This is a genomic window from Pseudomonas sp. HMWF032 (genome assembly GCF_003060885.1).
In the GTDB taxonomy this organism is placed as follows: domain Bacteria; phylum Pseudomonadota; class Gammaproteobacteria; order Pseudomonadales; family Pseudomonadaceae; genus Aquipseudomonas.
The window spans coordinates 387,045-409,584 of sequence record NZ_QAIG01000005.1 but is presented as its reverse complement, the minus strand read 5'-3'; the positions used below and the strand labels follow the sequence as shown (position 1 = coordinate 409,584).

Genomic DNA, 22,540 nt, shown 5'->3' with positions numbered 1-22,540 from the left:
ATGCACGGTTTGTCCTCCGCCACTCCCCCACTTTCTCTGCGACTGCTTAGTCAAGCGTTGCCTTGGCTTCTGGTCGGCCTTCTGCTCTGGCTGTCGGTGCCGCTCTGGCTGTGCCTGTTGGTGGGTGCACTCGGCAGTTTGATCGCCACTGTGGCGTTTGAACGTCGTCAGACGGATGAAACAGATACAGCCGCAGACACCCCCGCACTGCCTCTTGATGAACTCAATGCCTTTGCCCAGTCACTGGACGCCCATGGGCATACGATGGTGAACGAGCTCAGTAAAGTGGACGGCCTGCTGCACAACGCCATCAGCGAAATATCGCAGTCGTTCATGAACTTGTCGCAGAACATCGAAACCCAGCACCAACTGAGCAACTCATTGATCGATCGTTACAGCGGTCAAAGTACAGAATCGGGTGAGGTCAACTTCAAGACCTTTGTCGAGATGACACAGAATACCTTGGGCTTCTTCGTTGAATCGACCATCGAAACCAGCCGCATTTCCATGCAACTGGTCGAGCGCATGGAGCAGATCACGGAAAAAATTGGCCTGATTTTGAAGTCATCCAGCGACATGGACTCCATCGCCAAGCAAACCAACCTGCTGGCGCTTAACGCCGCCATCGAGGCTGCAAGGGCCGGTGAAGCCGGACGCGGTTTTGCCGTGGTGGCCGATGAAGTACGCGCCCTGTCCAACCGTTCTACCGAGTTTTCCGAGGTCATTAACAACCACATCAGCGGTGTCTACGAAGACCTAAAAAAAGCCGAAGAGGCCGTCAGTCGACTTGCCGCCAAAGACATGTCTTTCGCCCTGAGTTCGAAGAAACAGGTCGAGAATATGCTGGGCAATCTGCACAGCCTCAACGGCCACACCCTGACAACTGTCACTGAGCTCGGTGAGCTATCGAAGTCTATCGGTGGCACGGTCAGTCAAGCCCTGACAGCCATGCAGTTTCAGGACATGTGCAGCCAATTGCTTGAGCTGATGCGCAAGTATTGCAACAAATTGGTGGTGTATTCCGCATCGGTAAGTGCTCTCTCTGCGAGCGAACCGGCGCAACAGTTGCCGGCGCTGCGTGCAGCCAACGAAGCGTTCAAAAAGCCTCCCCACAACCCTGTGGCCCAGTCTGATCTGGCTGCCGGCGGTATCGATCTTTTCTGAGACTCCGACATGACCAACGCAAGCACTGTGTCCCTGCATCCCGCCACACGTTTTGATTTCAATAGCTTTCGCGACTTTCGCAGAGACTATGAACTGGCCTTGGCCAGCCCGTCGGTGCGTGTGCTCATTGTTGATATGAAAAACGTGCAGTACATCGACTCCGCCGCACTGGGTATTTTGTTGCTGCTACGAGATCACGCCGTCAGTGCCAACAAAACGGTGGAGATTCACAACCTGCACGGTATCGCCAAAGAAGTACTGGAGATTGCCAACTTCCAAAAAATCTTCACCATACGATAGCCAGCCGTAATGCGCCCTCTGCATATCCTCGCCGTGGATGATGACGCCCTGATTGGCATCATCATCAACACCTTCACGCGCCAACTGGGTCATACCTGCCAGCTCAGCACCAGTGGCGAAGAAGCCCTCGACCTGTATGCCAAGCATGACTTCGACCTGGTGCTGATCGACAGGATGATGCCCGGCATGGATGGACTGCAAACCACCCAGCGCGTGCGGCAATTGCAAGAACACAGCGGCTGGCGCCCGATCATCATGCTGTCGGGTGCCAGCGATGTTGACGAGCAAGTGCTCGCGCTGAACTCCGGCTGTGATGACTTTCTCGCCAAACCGATCAACTTCAGTATTCTCGAAGCCAAGATCAATTCGTTTTGGCGTATCGCCGACATGCAGCAACAGATTGCGCGCAACCATGAGGAGTTGGTGCGCTATGCCAATCTGGAAGCGGAAGAGAAACGCATCAGCAGCTTCCTGATGGAGCGTCTGGTGCGCCGCGACATGCTGGAAAACCCCAACATTGAACACTACTTGCAGCCTGCACGGGTGGTTTCCGGTGACTTGCTTTTGGTATCGGCATCACGCACCAACGACCTCTACGTCATGCTGGCCGACGCCACAGGTCACGGGCTACCGGCGGCACTGAGCCTGATACCGTTGTCGCAAACCTTTTATGCCATGACGGCCAAGGGCTTTCAGCTCAGCTCCATCATGCATGAGCTCAACCAGCAACACCGCGCGCACAGCCCGTCCGATCGTTTCGTCGCTGCGATTGCCGCCTGCTATCGCCCCATGGATAACACCCTGGTGGTCTGGAACGGCGGGATTCCACCGGCCTTCCTGCTCAATGACGACGGGGAAATACTCTGCCGTTTCCGCTCGGCCAACCTGCCGTTAGGCATTGTCGACAACACGCTGTTCGACAGCTCGGTTGAAGTATTCAAACTACCCGACGAGCACACCCAACTGTTCATGTATTCCGACGGCCTGGTTGAAGCAGAAGACGCCACTGGCACTGCGTTCGGCAAAGCGCGACTGGAGCTGCTGCTGCAACAGCCCGCCAGTAGGCGTCTGGCACACTTGCAGGCATGCCTGTCCGCGCACCTGGGCACCCAGTCAGCCCATGATGATGTGTCCTACCTGCAACTGCTGTGTAAAGAACCCAGCAGCAGCCAGTTCGGCCAGAACCCCACTCTGCAAAAGGGTTCCGGCAATACGGATAACTGGAGCCTGCACCTGCAACTCAGCGCCCCGCAACTTAAACATCTGGATCTGGAACCACTGATCACCCACTTCTGCCAAACCCTGGGGCTCGAAGAGTCCCGACAAGGGGTGTTTGGCCTGATTCTACGCGAGTTGCTGTCTAACGCTCTGGATCACGGCCTGCTGGGTTTAACCTCCAGTCTCAAGCATGAAGCCAATGGCTTTGAACGTTACGTCCAACTGCGTAACGAGCGCCTGATGGCGCTGGATGATGGCGAAATTCAACTGGAGATCAATCAATCCAGCGATGCCTATACCAATCACCTGAGCATCAAAGTCAGCGACAGCGGCCCCGGTTTTGACGTTGCAAAACTGGAACAAACCGGCCTGCACAACGACCCGGAACGCTACCACGGACGTGGCCTTTTGCTCCTGCGCAAAATTTGTTCACACCTGGAGTTCAGGGGCAACGGCAACCATGTAATTGCTGAACTACACTGGCCTAACGAGGACGTGGCTGGCGCCACACACAGGACCTAGCCAAGGATTTGAGGGAGCAACTGTGCAATGGGAAAATCCATCCTGATTGTCGATGACTCAGCATCCATCCGCCAGATGCTGGCCTTTACCCTGCGCTCTGCCGGATATGAAGTAGACGAAGCGGTCGATGGTAAAGACGGTCTGGGCAAAGCCCAGCGCAAAGCCTACCAGTTGGTGTTCACCGACCAGAACATGCCCAACATGGACGGCCTGACACTGATCAAAAGTCTGCGCGGCCTGCCTAACTACCGCACCACACCGGTGTTGATGCTCACCACCGAGTCCAGTGACAGCATGAAACAACAGGGGCGCGCCGCCGGGGCGACCGGCTGGCTGGTAAAGCCGTTTGATCCGCCAAAGCTGCTGGAAGTGACCAAGAAGGTACTCCCCTAGGACGCAGTGACGCGCAGGCAGATCAAGATGAATGCTGGCATGGAGCAGTTTCTCGAGGTGTTTTTTGAAGAAGCCGAGGAGCACTTGGCCAATCTTGAACACCTGCTACTCACACTAGACCTCGCCTCGCCTGATCGTGAAGCGCTGGATGGCATCTTCCGCGCGGCGCATTCGATAAAAGGCTCCAGCGGCATGTTCGGTTTTGGCGACCTGACCGCTGTCACCCATGTGCTGGAAACCTTGCTGGACAAAATACGCAGTGGGCAAATCGCCCTACGGGTCGAGATGGTCGATGTATTTCTGCAAGCACGGGATGTATTGGGCCAATTGCTGGCCTGCCATAAGCACCCAGGCACCCACTCCAGCATCCCGACCGAGGACATCGTTGAACGCCTGCAAGCGCTTATCGACAACCCTTCGCCGGGCGCATCAGAGTCCACCGCAGAAAGTGCCTACGGTTTGTTTGAACACGAAACTGAGCAACCCGCCTCCGATGGCCTGTTTGAGGGCGACCCAACTTCCCACACAGGCGAAGACGCTTTCGGCTTCTTTGACGATCAACCCAGCGCCTCTCCAGCCCTTGCGCCCACCGAACCGAATGAAGCTTATGGGCTTTTCAATGAGGCCACGGCAACATCCAGCGAGGAGGCCTTCGGATTAGAAGCGCCCAGTCAAAACCAAACGCCCATCAACAGCCCTGCATCCGCAGACATTGCCCCAGCCGAGCGACGCGCCGGTGACCGCCGAAATACAGCCAATTCTGCTGCCGCGCCCTCACGTCCAGCGGGCGATGCGGAGTCCAGTTCCATTCGTGTCAGTGTTGAGAAGATCGACAGCCTGATCAATCAGGTGGGTGAGCTGGTCATCACCCAAGCCATGCTGGCTCAGTTGACGGCAGGCCTGGACCCGGCTGTTTTCGAGAAAATCAATCAGGCGCTCAGCCAGTTGGAGCACAACACCCGCGAGCTGCAAGAGTCGGTCATGTCGATCCGCATGTTACCGATCAGCTTCATCTTCAATCGCTTCCCACGGGTGGTGAGGGATACAGCCAGCAAACTGGGTAAAAAGGTCGAACTGATTCTGCAGGGCGAGCACACCGAACTGGACAAGGGTGTTATCGAAAAGCTCACCGACCCGCTGACCCATATCATCCGTAACAGTATTGATCACGGCATCGAACTACCGGCTGACCGCCTTGCTGCGGGCAAGCCGGAGCACGGTACGGTAAGGCTCTCCGCGTTCCATCAGGGCGGCCGCATCGTGGTGGAGATCAATGACGACGGCAAAGGCCTGGCGCGCGCGAAGATTTTGGCCAAGGCTCGTGAGAAAGGCATGCCGGTTCACGATGACATGCCCGACAGCGAAGTCTGGCAATTGATTTTTATGCCAGGCTTCTCCACGGCCGACGTCGTAACTGACCTATCGGGGCGCGGTGTCGGCATGGACGTTGTGCGCCGCAATATAAGTGCCATAGGCGGACGCATTGATGTCGAGTCCTATGCCGGTGTCGGAACGCGCATCACCATTCGCCTGCCCCTTACCTTAGCAATTCTCGATGGCATGATCGTCGCCGCCGGCGATGTCCACTACGTGATTCCGCTCACCTACATCATCGAATCACTGCAACCCAAGTACGACGATATTCGCAGCATGCGCGGCAGCGAGCGCACGGTTATTCGCGTACGCGGTGAATACCTGACGCTGCTCAGCTTGCACGCCCTACTCAAGCTGGAAGGTGAGCCGCCGCCACCCTGGCAGGCCATTGTCCTGATCCTCGAAGCCGAAGGGCGCAAGTTTGCCTTGCTGGTCGACGACCTCATCGGGCAACAGCAAGTAGTGATCAAAAGTCTGGAGCAGAACTTCCGCCGCATAGACGGAATTACCGGTGCCACCATCATGGGCGACGGCAGCGTTGCCCTCATCCTCGACGTCGACGCCTTGCCGCGTTTGGCTGGCCATGGAGAGCTAGCGTATGACCCCAACGAGTGAACACAGCACTGAGCGCGTCAACGAATTCCTCACCTTTACCCTGGGAGCCGAGGAATACGCCATAGACATCCTGAGGGTTCAGGAGATCCGCGGCTACGATCAGGTGACGACCATTGCCAACAGCCCAGCGTTTATCAAGGGCGTGATCAACCTGCGCGGCGCCATCGTGCCGATCGCGGATTTAAGAATTAAATTCAACCTGTCGTCGGTGACCTACGACCAGTTCACCGTGGTGATCATTCTCAATGTGTTCAACCGCATTGTCGGCGTCGTCGTCGATTCCGTTTCCGACGTACTGGCTCTGACTGCGGATGAAATCAAGCCGGCCCCTGAATTTGGCGCCGCATTCAACAGCGAGTACTTGCTGGGCTTGGCCACTGTGGCTGAGCGCATGCTGATACTGGTCGACATTGAGAAGCTGATGAGCAGCAGTGAACTGGCTTTGATGGATACCCCATCGTCCGAGTAAAGCGCTGACAACCGCAAGGAGCGTTCCCATGAACCTGAAGCAACTTTCAATGATCCAGCGGCTGTCGTTGTGTTTTGCCGCGTTGTTATCCCTGCTGGCCATTATCCTGGCGATCAGCCTGATCCAAATCAGTAAGCTGCACGGCAAAATCGACGATTTAGTGCACGAGAATTTTCCCAAAACCGTGCTGGCCAATAACGTCATCGACGAAACCAATGCCATTGCGCGGGCCGTCCGAACGATGCTTATCGCAGAGGATGATCAACGCCTGGTTGACTCACAGCGCAAGCAGATTGAAGAGGCCACGCTGGGTATCCAGAACGCCACGGACAAGCTCAATGCGGTGGCCAAAACCGCCGAAGAGCGCGAATACCTGGCCGCTCTTGGTCTGGGCATTAAGAACTTCAACAAACACGTGGAACGCTACCTGGAGTTGTATGACGACGGCAACCTGCAGGCGGCCCGCGAGTACCTTCTGAAAGACTTGCGAGAGGCGCAGCTTGAAACACAGGCGCAGACCAATCAGGTCATCGACATCCAAAACAAAGGTGTCGAAGACCTGGGCAAAATCGCCGAAAACCTGGCCGCCGACACCCGCACACTGCTGCTGAGTATCGGGTTCGCCGCGTTGCTGTTAGCCGTCTTACTCGCCGTCCTGCTGATTCGCAGTGTCAGACGTCAGCTCGGCGCAGACCCGCTGGAACTGGCACAGATCACCAACAGCATTGCGGCAGGACAGTTGCAACTGGAGATACCCGCCGCCTTGCCAGGCAGTGTGATGGATTCGCTCAAAGGCATGCTCGAATCCTTGCAGGCCTCTGCTGCTGCGGCGCAAAGCAACGCCCGCATCAAATCCGCACTGGATAATGTCAGCAGCAACGTGATGATTGCCGACAACGAACGCAACATCATCTACATGAACCGCACCGTGACAGCGATGATGCAGAACGTCGAAAGTGATCTTCGCAAGGTGCTGCCAACCTTTGAGGCCAAACGCCTGCTGGGTGGTTCTATTGATCAGTTTCATAAAAAACCCGAGCATCAAAAACACTTACTGGCGACCTTTACCAGCACGTTTAATACACAAATCGAGGTCGGGGGACGCACCTTCGCCCTGATCGCCAACCCGGTGTTCAGCGACAGCGGCGAACGCCTGGGCGCAGTGGTGGAGTGGAATGACCGCACCTTGGAGGTGGCGGTGGAACGCGAGGTTGCGGATCTGGTAAACGCCGCCGCAGACGGTGACTTTAGCCGCCGCCTGGAGCTGGGCAACAAGGCCGGTTTTCTGCTCAATCTGGCGACAGGCCTCAACCAGTTGGTGGAGACGGCAGACAGAGGGCTGCAGGATGTTGTGCGCATGCTCGGCGCTCTGGCTCAGGGCGATCTGACCCTACGCATTACTGATCAATACCAGGGCACCTTCGGCCAACTCAAAGACTTTTCCAATGAAACCGCTGTCAGCCTGTCACGCATGCTCGGGCAGATTCGCGAGAGCGCCGACACCATCTACACCGCGGCCAATGAAATCTCGGTCGGCAACACCGACCTGTCCTCGCGCACCGAGGAGCAGGCCTCAAGCCTGGAAGAAACAGCATCCAGCATGGAAGAGTTGACCAGCACGGTGAAACTCAATGCTGACAACGCCCGACAGGCCAATTCACTGGCCATGAACGCCTCTGAAGTGGCCAGCGATGGCGGCCAACTGGTTGAGCGCGTGGTGCAAACCATGTCTTCGATCAATGATTCGTCTCGCAAGATCTCCGACATCATTGGCGTGATTGACGGCATTGCCTTCCAGACCAACATCCTGGCCCTCAACGCTGCGGTGGAAGCCGCCCGTGCCGGCGAGCAGGGCCGTGGCTTCGCGGTGGTGGCTGCCGAGGTTCGCAACCTGGCACAACGTTCGGCAGCGGCCGCCAAAGAGATCAAAACGCTGATCTCCGACTCGGTGGACAAAGTGGAAACCGGCAACACGCTGGTGGCTCAAGCCGGCAAGACCATGACCGAGATCGTCACCGCGATCAAACGCGTTACCGACATCATGGCCGAAATTGCCGCAGCTTCCGCCGAGCAAAGCAGCGGCATTGAAGAAGTGAATGGCGCAGTCAGTCAAATGGATGAAATGACCCAGCAAAATGCCGCACTGGTTGAGCAGGCCGCGGCGGCAGCTGAATCATTGCTGGAACAGGCGACCTCCATGACCGAGACCGTGGCTATTTTCAAATTTGAGCACGCCCACCAGCGCCCAGCCCTCAGCGCGCCGCCGGCAGCCCCTAAAGCCTCCGCAAATCCGCCAACCCGCACAGCGCGCGCGCAACGTTCACTGCCACCGCGCGCAAACACCAACAACAGCGATGAGTGGGAGCAGTTTTAAACGACCCAGGCCAGGCATCACGCCAAAGCGATGCCTGCGCAGTCAGGTATGACGCACAGGGAACAGGGACATGAACGAGCCATTGCGCGAGTTTCACTACCGTACTGACGACTTTCAGAAAGTACGCGGCCTGCTTCACAAGCGCAGCGGCATCAGCCTGTCAGACAGTAAAAGCCAGATGGTGTACAGCCGCCTGGCAAGGCGTTTAAGACAGCTCGACCTGAACAGCTTCAGCGAATACTTCGGCTACCTGGAACAGCATGAAGATGAGTGGCAGGAGTTCGTCAATGCCCTGACCACCAACCTCACCTCCTTTTTCCGCGAAAACCATCATTTCGAGGCGCTGGCCAAACACTTGCGGTATTTGCCCAAACGCAGTGAGCCATTTCGCATCTGGTGTTCCGCTGCCAGCACAGGTGAAGAACCCTACTCACTGGCCATTACTGCCATGGAAGCCTTCGACAGCCTGACGCCTCCCGTGCAGATCCTCGCGTCCGACATCGACACCAACGTGCTAGACACGGCCCGGCAGGGGATCTATCCCATCAACCGCATCGACCCGCTGTCGGAGGGGCGGAAAAAGACCTTTTTTATGCGCGGAACCGGCAGCCAAGCCGGGCTGGTGAGGGTGCGCAGTGAACTGCGCGAGCTGATCGAGTTTCAGCAAATCAACTTGCTCGGCCAACAGTGGCCGATCAGACCCGGTCTGGACGTTATCTTCTGTCGCAACGTGATGATCTACTTTGACAAGCCGACGCAGCAGCACCTGCTGGGGCGGATGGTCAAACTGCTTCGCCCAGACGGCTTGTTCTTTGCCGGGCATTCGGAAAGCTTCGTCCATGCCACCCATTTGGTACGCCTGATCGGTCGTACCATCTACCGGCCGGTGACGCATGGAAGTGACCCGGCATGATGTTCGACTTCAACAGTGACTTGGCACCCGGCACTTATTTTGATACGCACTTTCAGATCGATGCGGTCAAAATCCTGCCCGGCGAGTACTACGTCACCCAACGCGACATTGTCATCGTCACGGTACTCGGCTCCTGTGTCTCGGTTTGTTTGCGTGACCGCTGCTCGGGCATAGGAGGCATGAATCACTTTATGTTGCCGGGCACGAGCGAAGAAGGTGGCCACCCTCTCTCGACTTCTGCGCGCTATGGCGTTTATGCCATAGAGATCCTGATTAACCACTTGCTGAAGCTGGGTGCCGAGCGACGACATTTCGAGGCCAAGGTGTTTGGCGGAGCCAGCGTATTACGCGGCTTTGGTAGTAACAATGTCGGTTCACGCAATGTCGAGTTTGTACTGGACTACCTGGCCACCGACGGCATTCCGGTGGTCGCAAAGGATCTGCTCGATAACTACCCGCGCAAGGTGTATTTCTTTCCCAGCACAGGCAAGGTGATGCTTAAAAAACTCAAGTCACTGCACAACACCACACTGCTTGACCGCGAAATGGAATACAGCCTACGCATCAAAAAAACCCCTGTCTGCGGCGAAATTGATCTCTTTTAGGAGTACTCATGCCGATCAAGGTTCTGGTTGTCGACGACTCTGCACTGATTCGCGCTGTGCTCAAGGAAATCATTCAGCAAGACCCCGAATTGCTGATGATTGGTCAGGCACCTGATGCCTTTGTCGCGCGCGACCTGGTCAAACAGTTCAACCCAGATGTGATTACCCTGGACATTGAAATGCCGCGCATGGATGGCTTGAGCTTTCTGGAAAAACTCATGCACGCGCGGCCAACCCCGGTGATCATGATTTCTTCGTTGACCGAAGGCGGCTCAGAGGCCACGTTTCGGGCCATGGAGTTGGGGGCGGTGGACTTTATCGCCAAGCCCAAACTCGGTATCCGCGAAGGCATGGAGGCGTATGCAGACGATATCCGCGACAAGATCAAAGCGGCCAGCCGCGCACGTCTGCACAAGCCTCGCGCGGCCGCAGAACCCGCCAGCAGCCGCGAGAAAGCCCCGTCATCCGCGCGGGCCCCAATCGTCGGCACCGAAAAAATCATTGCCATTGGTGCCTCAACCGGCGGCACAGAAGCGATCAAAGATGTGTTGCTCGACATGCCGGCTGATAGCCCAGGCATCGTGATCACACAGCACATGCCCCCCGGCTTTACCCGCACCTTCGCCGATCGTCTGAACAGACTCAGCCGTTTGCACGTGATTGAAGCCCAAGGCGGCGAACGCATTCTGCCGGGTCACGCCTTTGTGGCGCCGGGCGACCATCATTTGTTGGTTGAGCGCAGCGGTGCCAACTACGTGACGCGCCTGTCACAGGGCCCGCAGGTGCATCGCCATCGCCCTGCGGTGGACCCAATGTTTGAATCGGTGGCGCAATCGGCCGGCCGAAATGCCCTGGCGGTGCTGCTCACCGGCATGGGCAAGGACGGTGCACTGGGGCTCAAATGCATTCGCGAGGCAGGTGGCTACACCGCTGCGCAGGACGAAACCAGCAGTGTGGTCTATGGCATGCCGCGCGAGGCCATGCTGTTGGGCGCGGCCGAGGACATCCTGGCCTTGAGCAAAATGGCCGAGAACCTGATTCAGCAGGTCAAGTTGCGCGGCGGCGGCAACCGCGTATAGACCGCCCAACGGAAAGCCTTTGGCTAATCGCCCAGCATGGCTATAATCACATCCGCTTTACGCAACCGGCACCGCTCCGGTCGCTCCCGCCACCTGTCCGAGGGGCGCTGCAGCAAACTCTGGCTACCGGAGATTTGTCAGGCTCGGATGGGGCGTTAACCATACGCATCAACGGCGCCCATTCGCAGACAACGAATGGAGAGCTTTTTATGAGCGCCGCTTTTACCGATTACAAAATCGCCGACATTTCCCTGGCTGCCTGGGGCCGTCGCGAAACCATCATCGCCGAATCTGAAATGCCAGCCCTGATGGGTCTGCGCCGCAAATATGCGGGCGAACAGCCGCTGAAAGGCGCGAAGATCATCGGCTGCATCCACATGACCATCCAGACCGCCGTGCTGATCGAAACCTTGACTGCACTAGGTGCCGAAGTACGCTGGTCGTCATGCAACATCTTCTCGACTCAGGATCAGGCTGCTGCTGCCATCGCCGCTGCCGGTATCCCAGTATTCGCCTGGAAGGGCGAGACCGAAGAAGAGTACGAGTGGTGCATCGAACAGACCATCCTCAAGGACGGTAAGCCTTGGGATGCCAACATGATCCTCGACGACGGCGGCGACCTGACCGAGATCCTCCACAAGAAATACCCGCAGATGCTTGAGCGCATCCACGGCGTTACCGAAGAGACCACCACCGGCGTTCACCGCCTGCTGGACATGCTGGCCAAGGGCGAGCTGAAAATCCCGGCGATCAACGTCAACGACTCGGTGACCAAGAGCAAGAACGACAACAAGTACGGCTGCCGTCACAGCCTGAGCGACGCGATCAAACGCGGCACCGACCACCTGCTGTCCGGCAAGCAGGCGCTGGTCATCGGCTACGGCGACGTGGGCAAGGGCTCGGCACAGTCGCTGCGTCAGGAAGGCATGATCGTACGCGTGACCGAAGTGGACCCGATCTGCGCCATGCAGGCCTGCATGGACGGCTACGAAGTGGTTTCGCCGTTCAAAGGCGGCATCAACGATGGCACCGAGGCCAGCATCGACACCGCCCTGCTGAGCAAAATTGACCTGCTGGTGACCACCACCGGTAACGTCAATGTCTGCGACGCCAACATGCTCAAGGCCCTGAAAAAGCGCGCTGTGGTGTGCAACATCGGTCACTTCGACAACGAGATCGATACCGCTTTCATGCGCAAGAACTGGGCATGGGAAGAAGTGAAGCCACAAGTGCACAAGATCCACCGCACCGGCAGCGGCAGCTTCGACCCGCACAACGATGACTACCTGATCCTGCTGGCCGAAGGCCGTCTGGTGAACCTGGGCAACGCCACCGGCCACCCGAGCCGAATCATGGATGGCTCTTTCGCCAACCAGGTGCTGGCGCAGATCTTCCTGTTCGGCCAGAAGTACGCTGACCTGTCGCCCGCCCAGAAAGTCGAGCGTCTCACCGTGGAAGTGCTGCCCAAGAAGCTTGACGAAGAAGTGGCCCTGGAAATGGTCAAAGGCTTCGGCGGTGTGGTGACCCAACTGACCAGCAAGCAAGCCGAATACATCGGCGTGCCGCAGGAAGGCCCGTTCAAGCCACACGCTTATCGCTACTAATGCGTAGGGTGGATAAGCCTCTGGCTTATCCACCGTCGACTTCCCGCAAGGTTGATGGAACAACGCCCTCCACCTTACGTATCCAAGGCAAGACACCCTATGAGCCAAGAACGCCGTTACAGCTTCGAGTTCTTCCCCACCAAGACCGAAGCCGGGCACGAAAAACTGATGAACGTGGCACGCCAACTGGCCACCTACAAACCCGATTTCTTCTCCTGCACCTACGGTGCCGGTGGCTCCACCCGCGACCGTACACTCAATACCGTGTTGCAACTCGACGGCGAGATCAAGGTACCGGCTGCGCCGCACCTGTCCTGTGTGGGCGACAGCAAGGCCGAGCTGCGCGAGCTGCTGACCCTGTACAAGAACGCAGGGATCAAGCGCATTGTTGCGCTGCGTGGCGACCTGCCGTCGGGTATGGGCATGGCCAGCGGCGAGTTGCGTTATGCCAACGAGCTGGTCAGCTTTATCCGCGCAGAAACAGGTGATCACTTCCATATCGAAGTGGCCGCCTACCCGGAAATGCACCCGCAGGCACGCAACTTCGAAGATGACATCGCCAACTTCGTGCGCAAGGCCAAAGCCGGCGCGGACAGCGCGATTACCCAGTACTTCTTCAACGCCGACTGCTACTTCTACTTTGTCGACCGTGTGCGCAAGCTGGGCGTGGACATTCCGGTGGTGCCGGGCATCATGCCGATCACCAACTACAGCAAGCTGGCGCGCTTCTCCGACGCCTGCGGTGCGGAAATCCCGCGCTGGGTGCGCAAACAACTGGAAGCCTACGGTGACGACACCGACAGCATCCAGGCGTATGGCGAGCAGGTCATCACTGAAATGTGCGAGCGCCTGCTGCAAGGCGGCGCCCCAGGCCTGCACTTCTACAGCATGAACCAAGCTGAACCGAGCCTGGCGATCTGGAACAACCTCAAGCTGCCACGCTGAGGGGCGATACCGCGTCCATGGCCATTGCACGTGCCATGGACGTTATCCCGCGACACACCACAGTTTGTGACTTCCCCCAAGTCGGCTGCCTCAGACATATCCTGCTGTGACTCATCACCCACACCGACTTGACCTCAAGGTCAACCCTGCATAGCTTGAAGCTCAAGACCTCCATGGAGTTGCTCAATGGTCAGCAGAAAAACCATCAATGCCTCAGTCACCCCCAAAGGCAGCCTGGAAACCCTCTCGCAGCGTGAAGTGCAACAACTGCGCGAAACCGGTTCCGGCAGCGTCTATGCGCTGTTCCGCCAATGCGCCTTGGCCATCCTCAACACCGGATCGCACAGCGATAACGCCAAGACCATTCTGGAAGCCTACCCAGACTTCGAGATCAATATCCTGCAGCAAGACCGCGGCATCCGCCTGGAGCTGTTCAACGCCCCGGCGGATGCCTTTGTCGATGGCGAGATGATCGCCAGCACCCGCGAAATGCTGTTCAGCGCTCTACGCGACATCGTCTACACGCAGAGCGAACTGGAAAATCAGCGCATCGATTTTGGCAGCTCTCAAGGCATCACCGATTACGTCTTCCACCTGCTGCGCAACGCCCATACCCTGCGTGCCGGCGTCGAGCCGAAGATTGTGGTGTGCTGGGGCGGCCATTCGATCAGCACCGAAGAATACAAATACACCAAGAAAGTCGGCCACGAACTGGGCCTGCGCGGCCTGGATATCTGCACCGGCTGCGGCCCCGGCGTAATGAAGGGGCCGATGAAAGGCGCGACCATTTCCCACGCCAAACAGCGCAACGTGCACGGCCGCTACCTGGGCCTGACAGAGCCCGGGATCATCGCCGCCGAAGCGCCCAACCCAATCGTTAACGAGCTGGTGATCCTGCCGGACATCGAGAAACGCCTGGAGGCGTTCGTCCGCGTCGGACACGGCATCATCATCTTCCCCGGCGGCGCGGGCACGGCCGAGGAGCTGCTGTATTTCCTCGGCATCCTCATGCACCCGGATAACCAGAACATCCCCTTCCCGCTGATCATGACCGGGCCACGCAGCGCCGCCGCCTACCTGGAGCAGCTGCATGCCTTTATCGGCGCGACGTTGGGTGAAGCCGCCCAGCAGCGCTACCGCATCATCATCAACGACCCGGAGCAGGTCGCCCGGGAAATGGCCGCGGGGATCAAGGCGGTGAAACAGTTCCGCCGCGAACACAACGACGCCTTTCACTTCAACTGGCTGCTGAAAATCGACGAGAGCTTCCAGCACCCGTTCGAGCCGACCCACACCAACATGGCCAGTCTCAAGCTGACCCGCGCGCAACCGGTGCACGAACTGGCTGCCAACCTGCGGCGGGCGTTCTCCGGGATTGTCTCGGGCAACGTCAAAGACAAGGGCATCCGCCTGATCGAGCAACACGGACCTTATGAAATCAGCGGCGAGCGAGAAATCATGCTGCAGCTGGATCGACTGCTGCAGGCTTTCGTGGATCAGCACCGTATGAAACTGCCGGGTAACAGCGCCTATGTACCCTGCTACAAACTAGTCACCTGAGCCAATCGAAGCCCACAAGTCAGCCAAGTGCTGCAAAGATCCGCTACAGTGAATGCAGGCACCTGCATTCACTGTAGTGAGGTCACCCACCATGGGTAGATTGTATGCGCTGGTATTTCTGCTTTGCCTGAGTGGCATCAGCTACGCCCAACCCCTCAAGGTCTGCACCAATGAGTGGCCGCCCTATACCTTGCTGGAAGAGGGCCAAGTGCGCGGTATTGATGCCGACCTGCTGCATCTGGTGCTGACTAACCTAGGCATCAGCTACGACATCACCCTGGAGCCCTGGCGGCGCTGCTTGCGCAAAATGGCCGATGGCAAGCTGGATATTCTCCTCGACGCCTTTTACAGCGACGAGCGCGCCAAGACCATGATCTTCCCCAGCGAACCCATGGCCGAAAGTGCCATGGTTCTGTTTCATGCACGCGCTCGCCCTTACACCATTAATTCGGTGGATGACCTGACCGGCCTGCGTGTCGGCACAGAGCCTGGCTATGCCTACAGCCACGAAACCTTCGTCAAGGGCACACACTTTATTCGCGAAGACGCACCAACCCTGGATGCCAACGTCGGCAAATTGTTGCTGGGCCGCATCGACCTGGTGATCACCGATCGCGCCGTTGGCCTGTTCACGGCGAAAAACATGGGCGTGCAGGAGGACATTGCCTACAGCCCGCAACCGCTCTATAGCGACAGAGTGTATGCCGCCTTCAACCGCCGCCCAGCAGTGGCCGCGCTGGTACCCAGATTCGAGACAGAATTGCGCCGGGTTAAACAGACTCCTGAATACGCCGCCATCCTGCGCCGTTATCACCAAGATATACCCACGCAGACCGCCGAGCAGACCGACACTCGCGCAGACTAGCGGCTCTGTTATACTCGGGCCTTCCCGCCAGGCTTGCGCCCGGATGCTAGCCCCCAGAGGCCAGTAGTACCGGACGGGATCACGCCCCCCAAGCGTGATTCAAGCCAGGCAATACACCCCATAGGGCTGCGCCCTCACTAGACAGGATTACACATGTCCTTTGCCTCCCTCGGTCTCTCCGAGGCTTTAGTCCGTGCAGTAGAAGATGCCGGCTACACCCAACCCACTCCGGTGCAACAGCGGGCCATCCCCGCCGCGTTGCAAGGTCGCGACCTGATGGTGGCGGCCCAGACGGGTACAGGTAAGACGGGCGGTTTTGCCCTGCCGATTCTTGAGCGACTGTTCCCTAATGGTCACCCGGATCGCGAACAACGCCACGGCCCGAAGCAACCGCGCGTACTGGTGCTCACACCGACCCGCGAACTGGCCGCCCAAGTGCATGACAGCTTCAAGCTGTATGCCCGTGATTTGAAATTCGTCAGCGCCTGCATCTTCGGCGGCGTTGGCATGAACCCGCAGGTCCAGGCCCTGGCCAAGGGTGTCGACGTGCTAGTGGCCTGTCCTGGCCGACTGCTCGATCTGGCCAACCAGCGCGCCATCGACCTCTCCCACGTGGAAATCCTCGTACTCGACGAAGCCGACCGCATGCTCGACATGGGTTTTATCCATGATGTAAAGAAGGTCCTGGCCAAACTGCCCGCACAACGCCAGAACCTGCTGTTCTCGGCGACCTTCTCCAAGGACATCACCGACCTGGCCGGCAAGCTGCTGCACAACCCGGAACGCATCGAAGTGACGCCGCCCAATACCACGGTCGAGCGCATCGAACAACGCGTATTCCGCCTGCAGGCCAACCACAAGCGCGCACTACTCGCCCACCTGATCACCCAGGGCGCCTGGGAGCAGGTACTGGTCTTCACCCGCACCAAACACGGCGCCAACCGTTTGGCCGAATACCTGGACAAGCACGGCCTGCCGGCTGTAGCCATCCACGGCAACAAGAGCCAAAACGCCCGCACCAAAGCCCTGGCTGACTTCAAAGCGGGCAATGTACGCATTCTGGTGGCCACCGATATTGCCGCGCGCGGCCTGGATATCGACCAACTGCCGCACGTGGTCAACTTCGAGTTGCCCAACGTTGAAGAAGACTACGTGCACCGTATCGGCCGTACCGGACGTGCCGGCCGTAGCGGCGAAGCAATCTCGCTGGTCGCACCGGACGAAGAGAAGCTGCTCAAAGGCATCGAGCGCATGACCAAGCAGAAGATCCCGGATGGCGATCTGATGGGCTTCGATGCCAGCACCGTCGAGGCTGAGCGTCCGGAAGTGCACGAGCCGCAGAAGCCGCGCCAACCGCGCGGTGCCAAGCCGGAAGGCGAACGCCATGGCGGCGGGCGCAAAGATAAGGGCAAGGACAGCGGTCGCGACAACAACCGCAAGCCGCAGGGTGGCCGCTCGCAGCAGCCTCGCGGCTCGGCTCGCGCCGCTGCACCGGCCGTGCCTGCGTTGCCTCCGGACCGCGCGCCGGACGAGTTCCGCGACGATGAAATCGACAACTTCGGCAACCGGGCCGACTACGTAAGCCCGAACCAGAACAAGCAACAGAACCGTGGCCGGCGGACCGGCGCGCCTGCTTCCGGTCCGAGCGCCAGCAATGGAGTCGGTCAGGGCGCACGCCCAGCCAAACCGCCGCGTAGCAATAGCGGTGGCGCCAATGCTGGCGGTCAAGGCCGTCGTCAGGGTTCAGGCTCCGGCGGCCAGGGCGGTCAAGGTCGCAATGGCTCCGGCCGGGCGCGTCCGCCGCGCGACACCCGCACCACCTCGCTGAACCGCGATGAGCTGCCACGCCAGGAAGCTGCGGTTAAAAGTCCGCGCGACAAGCAGCCGCTGATCGTACACAAGGGCTCGCGCCTGGACCGTTTCCCGACGCCGGAGCAGCTCGACGAATTGGCCAGCGCCCGCCCACGCGGGGAAAAACCTGCCCTGCTGACGCGTAACCGCGAAGAGTCATAGTCAGCTAGCCGCACACAAAAACGCCGCCCATTGGGCGGCGTTTTTGTTGGCAGGTCTAAACAGGCGAGTCATGTACCGCCAGGCAGGCTTACTTGCGTACGCCTTCCACCGAGATGATCAGCTCAACGTCCTGAGAAGCTGGGCCCAGGTCTTTCTGGATGTCGAAGTCTTTCAGCTTCAACTTGGTGCTACCCTCGAAGCCAGCACGGTAGCCGCCCCATGGGTCCTTGCCTTCGCCAATGAACTTGGCGGCAATCACCACCGGCTTGGTCACGCCGTTGAGAGTGAGGTCGCCGGTAATGTCGGCAGTGCCTTCACCGGTGGATTTGACCGACGTTGACGCGAAGGTCGCCGTTGGGTGCTTGCTGACGTTGAGGAAATCACCGCTGCGGATGTGCTTGTCGCGCTCAGCGTGGTTGGTGTCGACGCTGGTGGTGTTCAGGGTGACATTGACCTTACTGTCCTGCGGCTTGGCGGCATCGAAGCTGAAGCTGCCATCGAAGTCCTTGAACGTACCGTACAACCAGCTGTAGCCCAGATGGCTGATCTTGAAATTGACGAAGGCGTGTTGGCCTTGCTTGTCAATGGCGTAATCAGCTGCCATCGCCTGACCAGCGCCGATCAATGCGCCACCAAGTGCAAGGGCTACGAGGGTTTTCTTTAACATGGGCATGCTCCTTGTGAGTGTTGGATGGGGTCAGTCCAGCCCCGGAAACAGTAAAAGAAACTAGCGACCGAACATCCGCGTAAGCGTACGGTCGCGATCAATAAAGTGGTGTTTCAGCGCAGCCAGGCCATGCACACCGGCGAAGATCACCAGCGCCCACGCCAGATATTCATGCACCAACCCGGCGACATCTTCCTGATCAGGAATGCTGGTCAGGCTGGCAGGTACTTCAAACAAGCCGAATACAGGGATGCCGCGACCGTCTGCCGTAGAAATCAGGTAGCCGGAAATCATCAGTACAAACAACCCCAGGTAGAGAAAGCTGTGACCCAGCTTGCTGGCCAGGCGGGTCATCCGCCCATGGTTCGGCAAACTCGCCGGCGGCGGACTAAACCAGCGCCACAGCACCCGCCCGAGCATCACCGCAAACAGCACCAGGCCGATACTTTTGTGCAGGTCCGGCGCGGTCTGACGCCAGCTGCTGTAGTAGTCCAGGCCGACCATCCAGTAACCCAGACCAAACAAGCCGAACACGGCCACCGCCACCAGCCAGTGCATAAAGATGCTGACCAGCCCGTAGTGAGAAGAACTATTGCGCCATTGCATTACACACTTTCCGGAGAGAAGGACTAGAACTGCGAGTGGGACAAGACTAGCAACAAACCTATCGACTAAAAGCGGAATTTTTCGCTTTGAAATATCGAGAAATACGATGTGTAGCCTTAATGCTTCCATTCAGCACGGTTAGTCTAGCGGCACACTGCAAAGTTCAGCGCACGGGCTACAGAAGGCAGAATAGAGCGGACCAACGGGCGACCCGAGTCATCGTTTAGGATTGTGCCGTCCATCCACGGCAATGCTTCTGATAGGCTTGGCGCAGATGATTGCGAGCCCAGGAAGACGTAGAGCGATGAGCCTGAATGACCAGTGGATGCAGCGTGACCTGAAGGTGCTCTGGCACCCCTGCACGCAAATGAAGGACCACGAACAACTGCCGCTGGTGCCAATCAAACGCGGCGAAGGCGTCTGGCTTGAGGACTTCGACGGCAAGCGCTACCTCGACGCCGTAAGCTCCTGGTGGGTGAATGTGTTTGGCCACGCCAACCCGCGGATCAATCAGCGCATCAAGGATCAGGTCGATCAGCTGGAGCACGTGATCCTCGCCGGTTTCAGCCATCAACCGGTGATCGAACTGTCCGAACGTTTGGTCAAAATAACGCCCGCCGGCCTGGACCGGGTGTTCTACGCTGACAACGGCTCATCCTGCATCGAAGTCGCACTGAAAATGAGCTTTCACTACTGGCTCAACGTCGGCAAACCGGCGAAGAAGCGCTTCGTCACCCTCTCCAACAGCTACCACGGCGAAACCATCGCGGCGATGTCGGTAGGCGATGTCGCGCTGTTTACCGACACCTACAAGACACTGTTGCTCGACACCATCAAGGTGCCCAGCCCGGATTGCTATCACCGCCCCGAGGGTATGAGCTGGGAAGCACACTCACGCAACATGTTCACCGCCATGGAACAGACCCTGGCCGAGCATGGCCATGAAGTCGCGGCGGTAATTGTCGAGCCGCTGGTCCAGGGCGCCGGCGGCATGCGCATGTACCACCCGATCTACCTCAAGCTGCTGCGCGAAGCCTGCGACCGCTATGGCGTGCACCTGATTCATGACGAGATTGCCGTCGGCTTCGGCCGCACCGGGACGATGTTCGCCTGTGAACAGGCCGGCATCCGCCCGGATTTCCTCTGCCTGTCCAAAGCACTCACCGGCGGCTATCTGCCACTGGCCGCCTGCCTGACCACCCACGAGGTGTACCAGGCGTTCTACGACGACTACTCGACCCTGCGCGCCTTCCTCCATTCGCACAGCTATACCGGCAATCCGCTGGCCTGCGCCGCCGCCCTGGCGACCCTGGATATCTTTGAGCAGGACAATGTGATTGAGGCCAACAAGGCGTTAGCCACGCGGATGGCCAGCGCCACTGCGCACCTGGCCGACCACCCGCATGTCGCCGAGGTACGCCAAACCGGTATGGCTCTGGCCATCGAGATGGTGCAGGACAAGGCCAGCAAAACCGCCTACCCCTGGCAGGAACGTCGCGGTCTCAAGGTGTTCCAGCATGCTCTGAAACGTGGTGCCTTGCTGCGACCACTGGGCAGCGTGGTGTATTTCCTGCCGCCGTACGTGATCACCCCCGGGCAGATCGACTTCCTCGCTGAAGTGGCCAGCGAAGGCATCGACATCGCCACCCGCAGTTCGGTCAGCGTGGCACAAGGCAATGCCAACTACCCGGGCTTTCGCGATCCGGGCTAAACACAACCGTAGGGTGGATGGCGCTTTACCCACCCACCACTGCTGCCGCCTGGTAGATGAAAAGAGCATCATCCACCCTACAGATCTCAATGCGCACGGCGCACCCTACAGCTAGAATTCGCGCCTTTACCCTAGGTTCACGTCTTATGCGCCTATCCCGTTTCTTTATCGATGCCCCCCTCTCCCTCGGCCAGCACGAATTGCCCGAAGCCCAGGCCCACTATATCGGCCGTGTGCTGCGGCATGCCGTAGGCGATGCGGTGCAATTGTTCGATGGCAGCGGCCAGGAATACCAGGGTGAGCTGATCGAGGTGGGCAAGAAAAGCGTGCGCGTCGAGTTACGCGAAGCCTTTGCCGGCCAGAGCGAATCACCCTTGCATGTTCATCTGGGCCAGGGCCTGTCACGTGGCGAGCGCATGGACTGGGCGATTCAGAAAGCCACCGAGCTGGGTGCCAATGAAATCAGCCTGATTGTCAGCGAGCGCTGTGAAGTGCGCCTCAAGGATGAACGCGCCGACAAGCGCATGGCGCACTGGCGCCAGGTGGCAATCAGCGCCTGTGAACAATGCGGCCGCTCGGTGCTGCCGATCATTCATCCGCCCATCAGCCTTGCAGACTGGCTGACGCAGGTATCGGCCGATCTCAAGCTGGTGCTGCACCCGGTCGCTGAACCCTGGGCCATTCACCCGCAGCCTCAATCGCTGGCCTTTCTGATCGGCCCGGAAGGCGGCCTGAGCGACAACGAAGTGAATCAGGCGAAAGCCCAGGGTTTCCATGCGGCCCGCCTCGGCCCACGGGTGCTGCGTACGGAGACCGCGCCGGTGGTGGCGTTAAGCGTCGCGCAACAGCTGTGGGGCGATTTCTAAGAGCCGTCCTACGATCTGCTGCGCGTCGGCCCTGCTGCGTTAAAAACCGGCTCGGAATGCTCATGTACAAAAGTACACTCCGCTTCCTCGCCGTTTTGGCCTTGCAGGACTCTCGCTCGCGAGAGCGTATAAAGGCTCTTAGCTCTAGTCATAAAAAAGCCCGCATATGCGGGCTTTTTGTTTGCCTTTCGGTCAGATCAAGCCGGCATCTGCCAGTTTTTGCTCCAGGCCGATCAGGTCCGGAATTTTCAGCACGGTTTCACCAAACTGCACCGCATCCAGCTCCAGCGGTGCCAGGGCAACATCGGCTCGTACCAACTCGTCACCAACCTTGATCGAACGCGGAATACCTTGCACCAGCACAGCAATAAACTTCACCGCCGGGCGACCGCCGAGGGCGTTGATCACCGCCACGCGCGAGCCGGGGCTAACGCTGACCTGGCCATCCGATGCCGCTTCGAACGACAGCAGCGGCAGGCGTAAATCGCGCCAGGCAATCTGCCCGAGGAACCAACTGGGCAGGCCTTCACTGACCTGTGGCGCGCGATAGGGAATCAGCTCGGCTACTGCGACGTTAGGCAGCAGCAGAGTACGGTCAGTCAGCGGCATTAACAGGCCGGTCAGGCTGTTGGCGCTGTTCTGGTTGGCGACGGCTTGGCTCATGAAAATTTCCTGTT

At 58.7% G+C, this 22,540-nt stretch carries 20 protein-coding genes, 1 pseudogene and 1 riboswitch; of the genes and pseudogenes, 18 read left to right on the top strand and 3 right to left on the bottom strand.

Annotation, left to right across the window (positions count from 1 at the left end; all coding sequences use genetic code 11):
• The 16 genes and pseudogenes from DBR00_RS20760 (at position 1) to DBR00_RS04630 (ending at position 18,013) form a co-directional block, all read left to right on the top strand.
• Positions 1-1,164 (top strand): methyl-accepting chemotaxis protein, encoded by a 1,164-nt coding sequence (locus DBR00_RS20760; protein WP_108485929.1) that lies wholly within the window; start codon positions 1-3, stop codon positions 1,162-1,164.
• A 9-nt stretch (positions 1,165-1,173) separates the two neighbouring features.
• Positions 1,174-1,464, top strand: coding sequence for an STAS domain-containing protein (locus DBR00_RS04700; protein WP_108485930.1), 291 nt, complete (start codon positions 1,174-1,176; stop codon positions 1,462-1,464).
• Positions 1,465-1,473: 9 nt separating this feature from the next.
• Entirely contained in the window at positions 1,474-3,204 is a 1,731-nt protein-coding gene (locus tag DBR00_RS04695) for a fused response regulator/phosphatase (protein WP_108485931.1), read from the top strand.
• Between the two features lie 27 nt (positions 3,205-3,231).
• On the top strand, positions 3,232-3,597 hold the full coding sequence (locus DBR00_RS04690; protein WP_108485932.1) for a response regulator: 366 nt from the start codon (positions 3,232-3,234) through the stop codon (positions 3,595-3,597).
• Between the two features lie 27 nt (positions 3,598-3,624).
• A complete protein-coding gene (locus DBR00_RS04685) occupies positions 3,625-5,586 on the top strand; it encodes a chemotaxis protein CheA (protein ID WP_108485933.1) in 1,962 nt (653 codons plus the stop codon).
• Positions 5,570-6,055, top strand: coding sequence for a chemotaxis protein CheW (locus tag DBR00_RS04680; protein ID WP_108485934.1), 486 nt, complete (start codon positions 5,570-5,572; stop codon positions 6,053-6,055). The genes DBR00_RS04685 and DBR00_RS04680 overlap by 17 nt, the downstream gene beginning before the upstream one ends.
• A gap of 28 nt (positions 6,056-6,083) precedes the next feature.
• Positions 6,084-6,575, top strand: a pseudogene (locus DBR00_RS20895) (MCP four helix bundle domain-containing protein); the annotation flags it as partial.
• 183 nt (positions 6,576-6,758) lie between these two features.
• Positions 6,759-8,429: a methyl-accepting chemotaxis protein gene (locus tag DBR00_RS04675; protein WP_371920632.1), complete on the top strand. Its 1,671-nt coding sequence runs from the start codon at positions 6,759-6,761 to the stop codon at positions 8,427-8,429.
• Positions 8,430-8,499: 70 nt separating this feature from the next.
• A complete protein-coding gene (locus DBR00_RS04670) occupies positions 8,500-9,342 on the top strand; it encodes a CheR family methyltransferase (RefSeq protein WP_108485936.1) in 843 nt (280 codons plus the stop codon).
• Complete coding sequence (cheD, locus tag DBR00_RS04665; RefSeq protein ID WP_108485937.1) at positions 9,339-9,947, top strand: chemoreceptor glutamine deamidase CheD; 609 nt, start codon at positions 9,339-9,341, stop codon at positions 9,945-9,947. Before DBR00_RS04670 ends, cheD begins: the two co-directional genes overlap by 4 nt.
• Before the next feature lie 8 nt (positions 9,948-9,955).
• A complete protein-coding gene (locus tag DBR00_RS04660; protein ID WP_108485938.1) occupies positions 9,956-11,026 on the top strand; it encodes a chemotaxis response regulator protein-glutamate methylesterase in 1,071 nt (356 codons plus the stop codon).
• Between the two features lie 93 nt (positions 11,027-11,119).
• Positions 11,120-11,213, top strand: a riboswitch (S-adenosyl-L-homocysteine riboswitch).
• Between the two features lie 22 nt (positions 11,214-11,235).
• The gene (gene ahcY, locus DBR00_RS04655) at positions 11,236-12,630 is read left to right on the top strand and encodes an adenosylhomocysteinase (RefSeq protein ID WP_108485939.1); all 1,395 of its coding nucleotides are present in this window, start codon (positions 11,236-11,238) and stop codon (positions 12,628-12,630) included.
• 99 nt (positions 12,631-12,729) lie between these two features.
• The gene (gene metF, locus DBR00_RS04650; RefSeq protein WP_108485940.1) at positions 12,730-13,575 is read left to right on the top strand and encodes a methylenetetrahydrofolate reductase [NAD(P)H]; all 846 of its coding nucleotides are present in this window, start codon (positions 12,730-12,732) and stop codon (positions 13,573-13,575) included.
• A 186-nt stretch (positions 13,576-13,761) separates the two neighbouring features.
• The gene (ppnN, locus tag DBR00_RS04640) at positions 13,762-15,135 is read left to right on the top strand and encodes a nucleotide 5'-monophosphate nucleosidase PpnN (protein ID WP_108485942.1); all 1,374 of its coding nucleotides are present in this window, start codon (positions 13,762-13,764) and stop codon (positions 15,133-15,135) included.
• Positions 15,136-15,226: 91 nt separating this feature from the next.
• Positions 15,227-16,000: an ABC transporter substrate-binding protein gene (locus tag DBR00_RS04635; protein WP_158271544.1), complete on the top strand. Its 774-nt coding sequence runs from the start codon at positions 15,227-15,229 to the stop codon at positions 15,998-16,000.
• A 153-nt stretch (positions 16,001-16,153) separates the two neighbouring features.
• Positions 16,154-18,013, top strand: coding sequence for a DEAD/DEAH box helicase (locus DBR00_RS04630; protein WP_108485944.1), 1,860 nt, complete (start codon positions 16,154-16,156; stop codon positions 18,011-18,013).
• Between the two features lie 88 nt (positions 18,014-18,101).
• Here DBR00_RS04630 and DBR00_RS04625 read toward each other — a convergent pair whose 3' ends face one another.
• Both DBR00_RS04625 and DBR00_RS04620 read right to left on the bottom strand, forming a co-directional pair.
• Positions 18,102-18,680 carry a YceI family protein gene (locus DBR00_RS04625; RefSeq protein ID WP_090250063.1) on the bottom strand — a complete coding sequence of 193 codons (579 nt, stop codon included), beginning with the start codon at positions 18,678-18,680 and terminating at the stop codon, positions 18,102-18,104.
• Between the two features lie 60 nt (positions 18,681-18,740).
• A complete protein-coding gene (locus tag DBR00_RS04620) occupies positions 18,741-19,286 on the bottom strand; it encodes a cytochrome b (RefSeq protein ID WP_108485945.1) in 546 nt (181 codons plus the stop codon).
• Positions 19,287-19,590: 304 nt separating this feature from the next.
• On the opposite strand from DBR00_RS04620, the gene DBR00_RS04615 reads away from it, so the two are divergent.
• Both DBR00_RS04615 and DBR00_RS04610 read left to right on the top strand, forming a co-directional pair.
• Positions 19,591-20,997: an adenosylmethionine--8-amino-7-oxononanoate transaminase gene (locus tag DBR00_RS04615; protein WP_108485946.1), complete on the top strand. Its 1,407-nt coding sequence runs from the start codon at positions 19,591-19,593 to the stop codon at positions 20,995-20,997.
• Between the two features lie 146 nt (positions 20,998-21,143).
• On the top strand, positions 21,144-21,863 hold the full coding sequence (locus DBR00_RS04610) for a 16S rRNA (uracil(1498)-N(3))-methyltransferase (RefSeq protein WP_108485947.1): 720 nt from the start codon (positions 21,144-21,146) through the stop codon (positions 21,861-21,863).
• Between the two features lie 192 nt (positions 21,864-22,055).
• Here the strand turns inward: DBR00_RS04610 and DBR00_RS04605 are convergent, their stop codons facing one another.
• The gene (locus DBR00_RS04605) at positions 22,056-22,526 is read right to left on the bottom strand and encodes a chemotaxis protein CheW (RefSeq protein WP_108485948.1); all 471 of its coding nucleotides are present in this window, start codon (positions 22,524-22,526) and stop codon (positions 22,056-22,058) included.
• Positions 22,527-22,540: the final 14 nt, after the last annotated feature.

Bases quoted from the DNA above. Each gene is read 5' to 3' on its own strand.
- DBR00_RS20760 (WP_108485929.1), top strand. From the start codon at position 1: ATGCACGGTTTGTCCTCCGCCACTCCCCCACTTTCTCTGCGACTGCTT.
- DBR00_RS04700 (WP_108485930.1), top strand. From the start codon at position 1,174: ATGACCAACGCAAGCACTGTGTCCCTGCATCCCGCCACACGTTTTGAT.
- DBR00_RS04695 (WP_108485931.1), top strand. From the start codon at position 1,474: ATGCGCCCTCTGCATATCCTCGCCGTGGATGATGACGCCCTGATTGGC.
- DBR00_RS04690 (WP_108485932.1), top strand. From the start codon at position 3,232: ATGGGAAAATCCATCCTGATTGTCGATGACTCAGCATCCATCCGCCAG.
- DBR00_RS04685 (WP_108485933.1), top strand. From the start codon at position 3,625: ATGAATGCTGGCATGGAGCAGTTTCTCGAGGTGTTTTTTGAAGAAGCC.
- DBR00_RS04680 (WP_108485934.1), top strand. From the start codon at position 5,570: ATGACCCCAACGAGTGAACACAGCACTGAGCGCGTCAACGAATTCCTC.
- DBR00_RS04670 (WP_108485936.1), top strand. From the start codon at position 8,500: ATGAACGAGCCATTGCGCGAGTTTCACTACCGTACTGACGACTTTCAG.
- cheD (WP_108485937.1), top strand. From the start codon at position 9,339: ATGATGTTCGACTTCAACAGTGACTTGGCACCCGGCACTTATTTTGAT.
- DBR00_RS04660 (WP_108485938.1), top strand. From the start codon at position 9,956: ATGCCGATCAAGGTTCTGGTTGTCGACGACTCTGCACTGATTCGCGCT.
- ahcY (WP_108485939.1), top strand. From the start codon at position 11,236: ATGAGCGCCGCTTTTACCGATTACAAAATCGCCGACATTTCCCTGGCT.
- metF (WP_108485940.1), top strand. From the start codon at position 12,730: ATGAGCCAAGAACGCCGTTACAGCTTCGAGTTCTTCCCCACCAAGACC.
- ppnN (WP_108485942.1), top strand. From the start codon at position 13,762: ATGGTCAGCAGAAAAACCATCAATGCCTCAGTCACCCCCAAAGGCAGC.
- DBR00_RS04635 (WP_158271544.1), top strand. From the start codon at position 15,227: ATGGGTAGATTGTATGCGCTGGTATTTCTGCTTTGCCTGAGTGGCATC.
- DBR00_RS04630 (WP_108485944.1), top strand. From the start codon at position 16,154: ATGTCCTTTGCCTCCCTCGGTCTCTCCGAGGCTTTAGTCCGTGCAGTA.
- DBR00_RS04625 (WP_090250063.1), bottom strand. From the start codon at position 18,680: ATGTTAAAGAAAACCCTCGTAGCCCTTGCACTTGGTGGCGCATTGATC.
- DBR00_RS04620 (WP_108485945.1), bottom strand. From the start codon at position 19,286: ATGCAATGGCGCAATAGTTCTTCTCACTACGGGCTGGTCAGCATCTTT.
- DBR00_RS04615 (WP_108485946.1), top strand. From the start codon at position 19,591: ATGAGCCTGAATGACCAGTGGATGCAGCGTGACCTGAAGGTGCTCTGG.
- DBR00_RS04610 (WP_108485947.1), top strand. From the start codon at position 21,144: ATGCGCCTATCCCGTTTCTTTATCGATGCCCCCCTCTCCCTCGGCCAG.
- DBR00_RS04605 (WP_108485948.1), bottom strand. From the start codon at position 22,526: ATGAGCCAAGCCGTCGCCAACCAGAACAGCGCCAACAGCCTGACCGGC.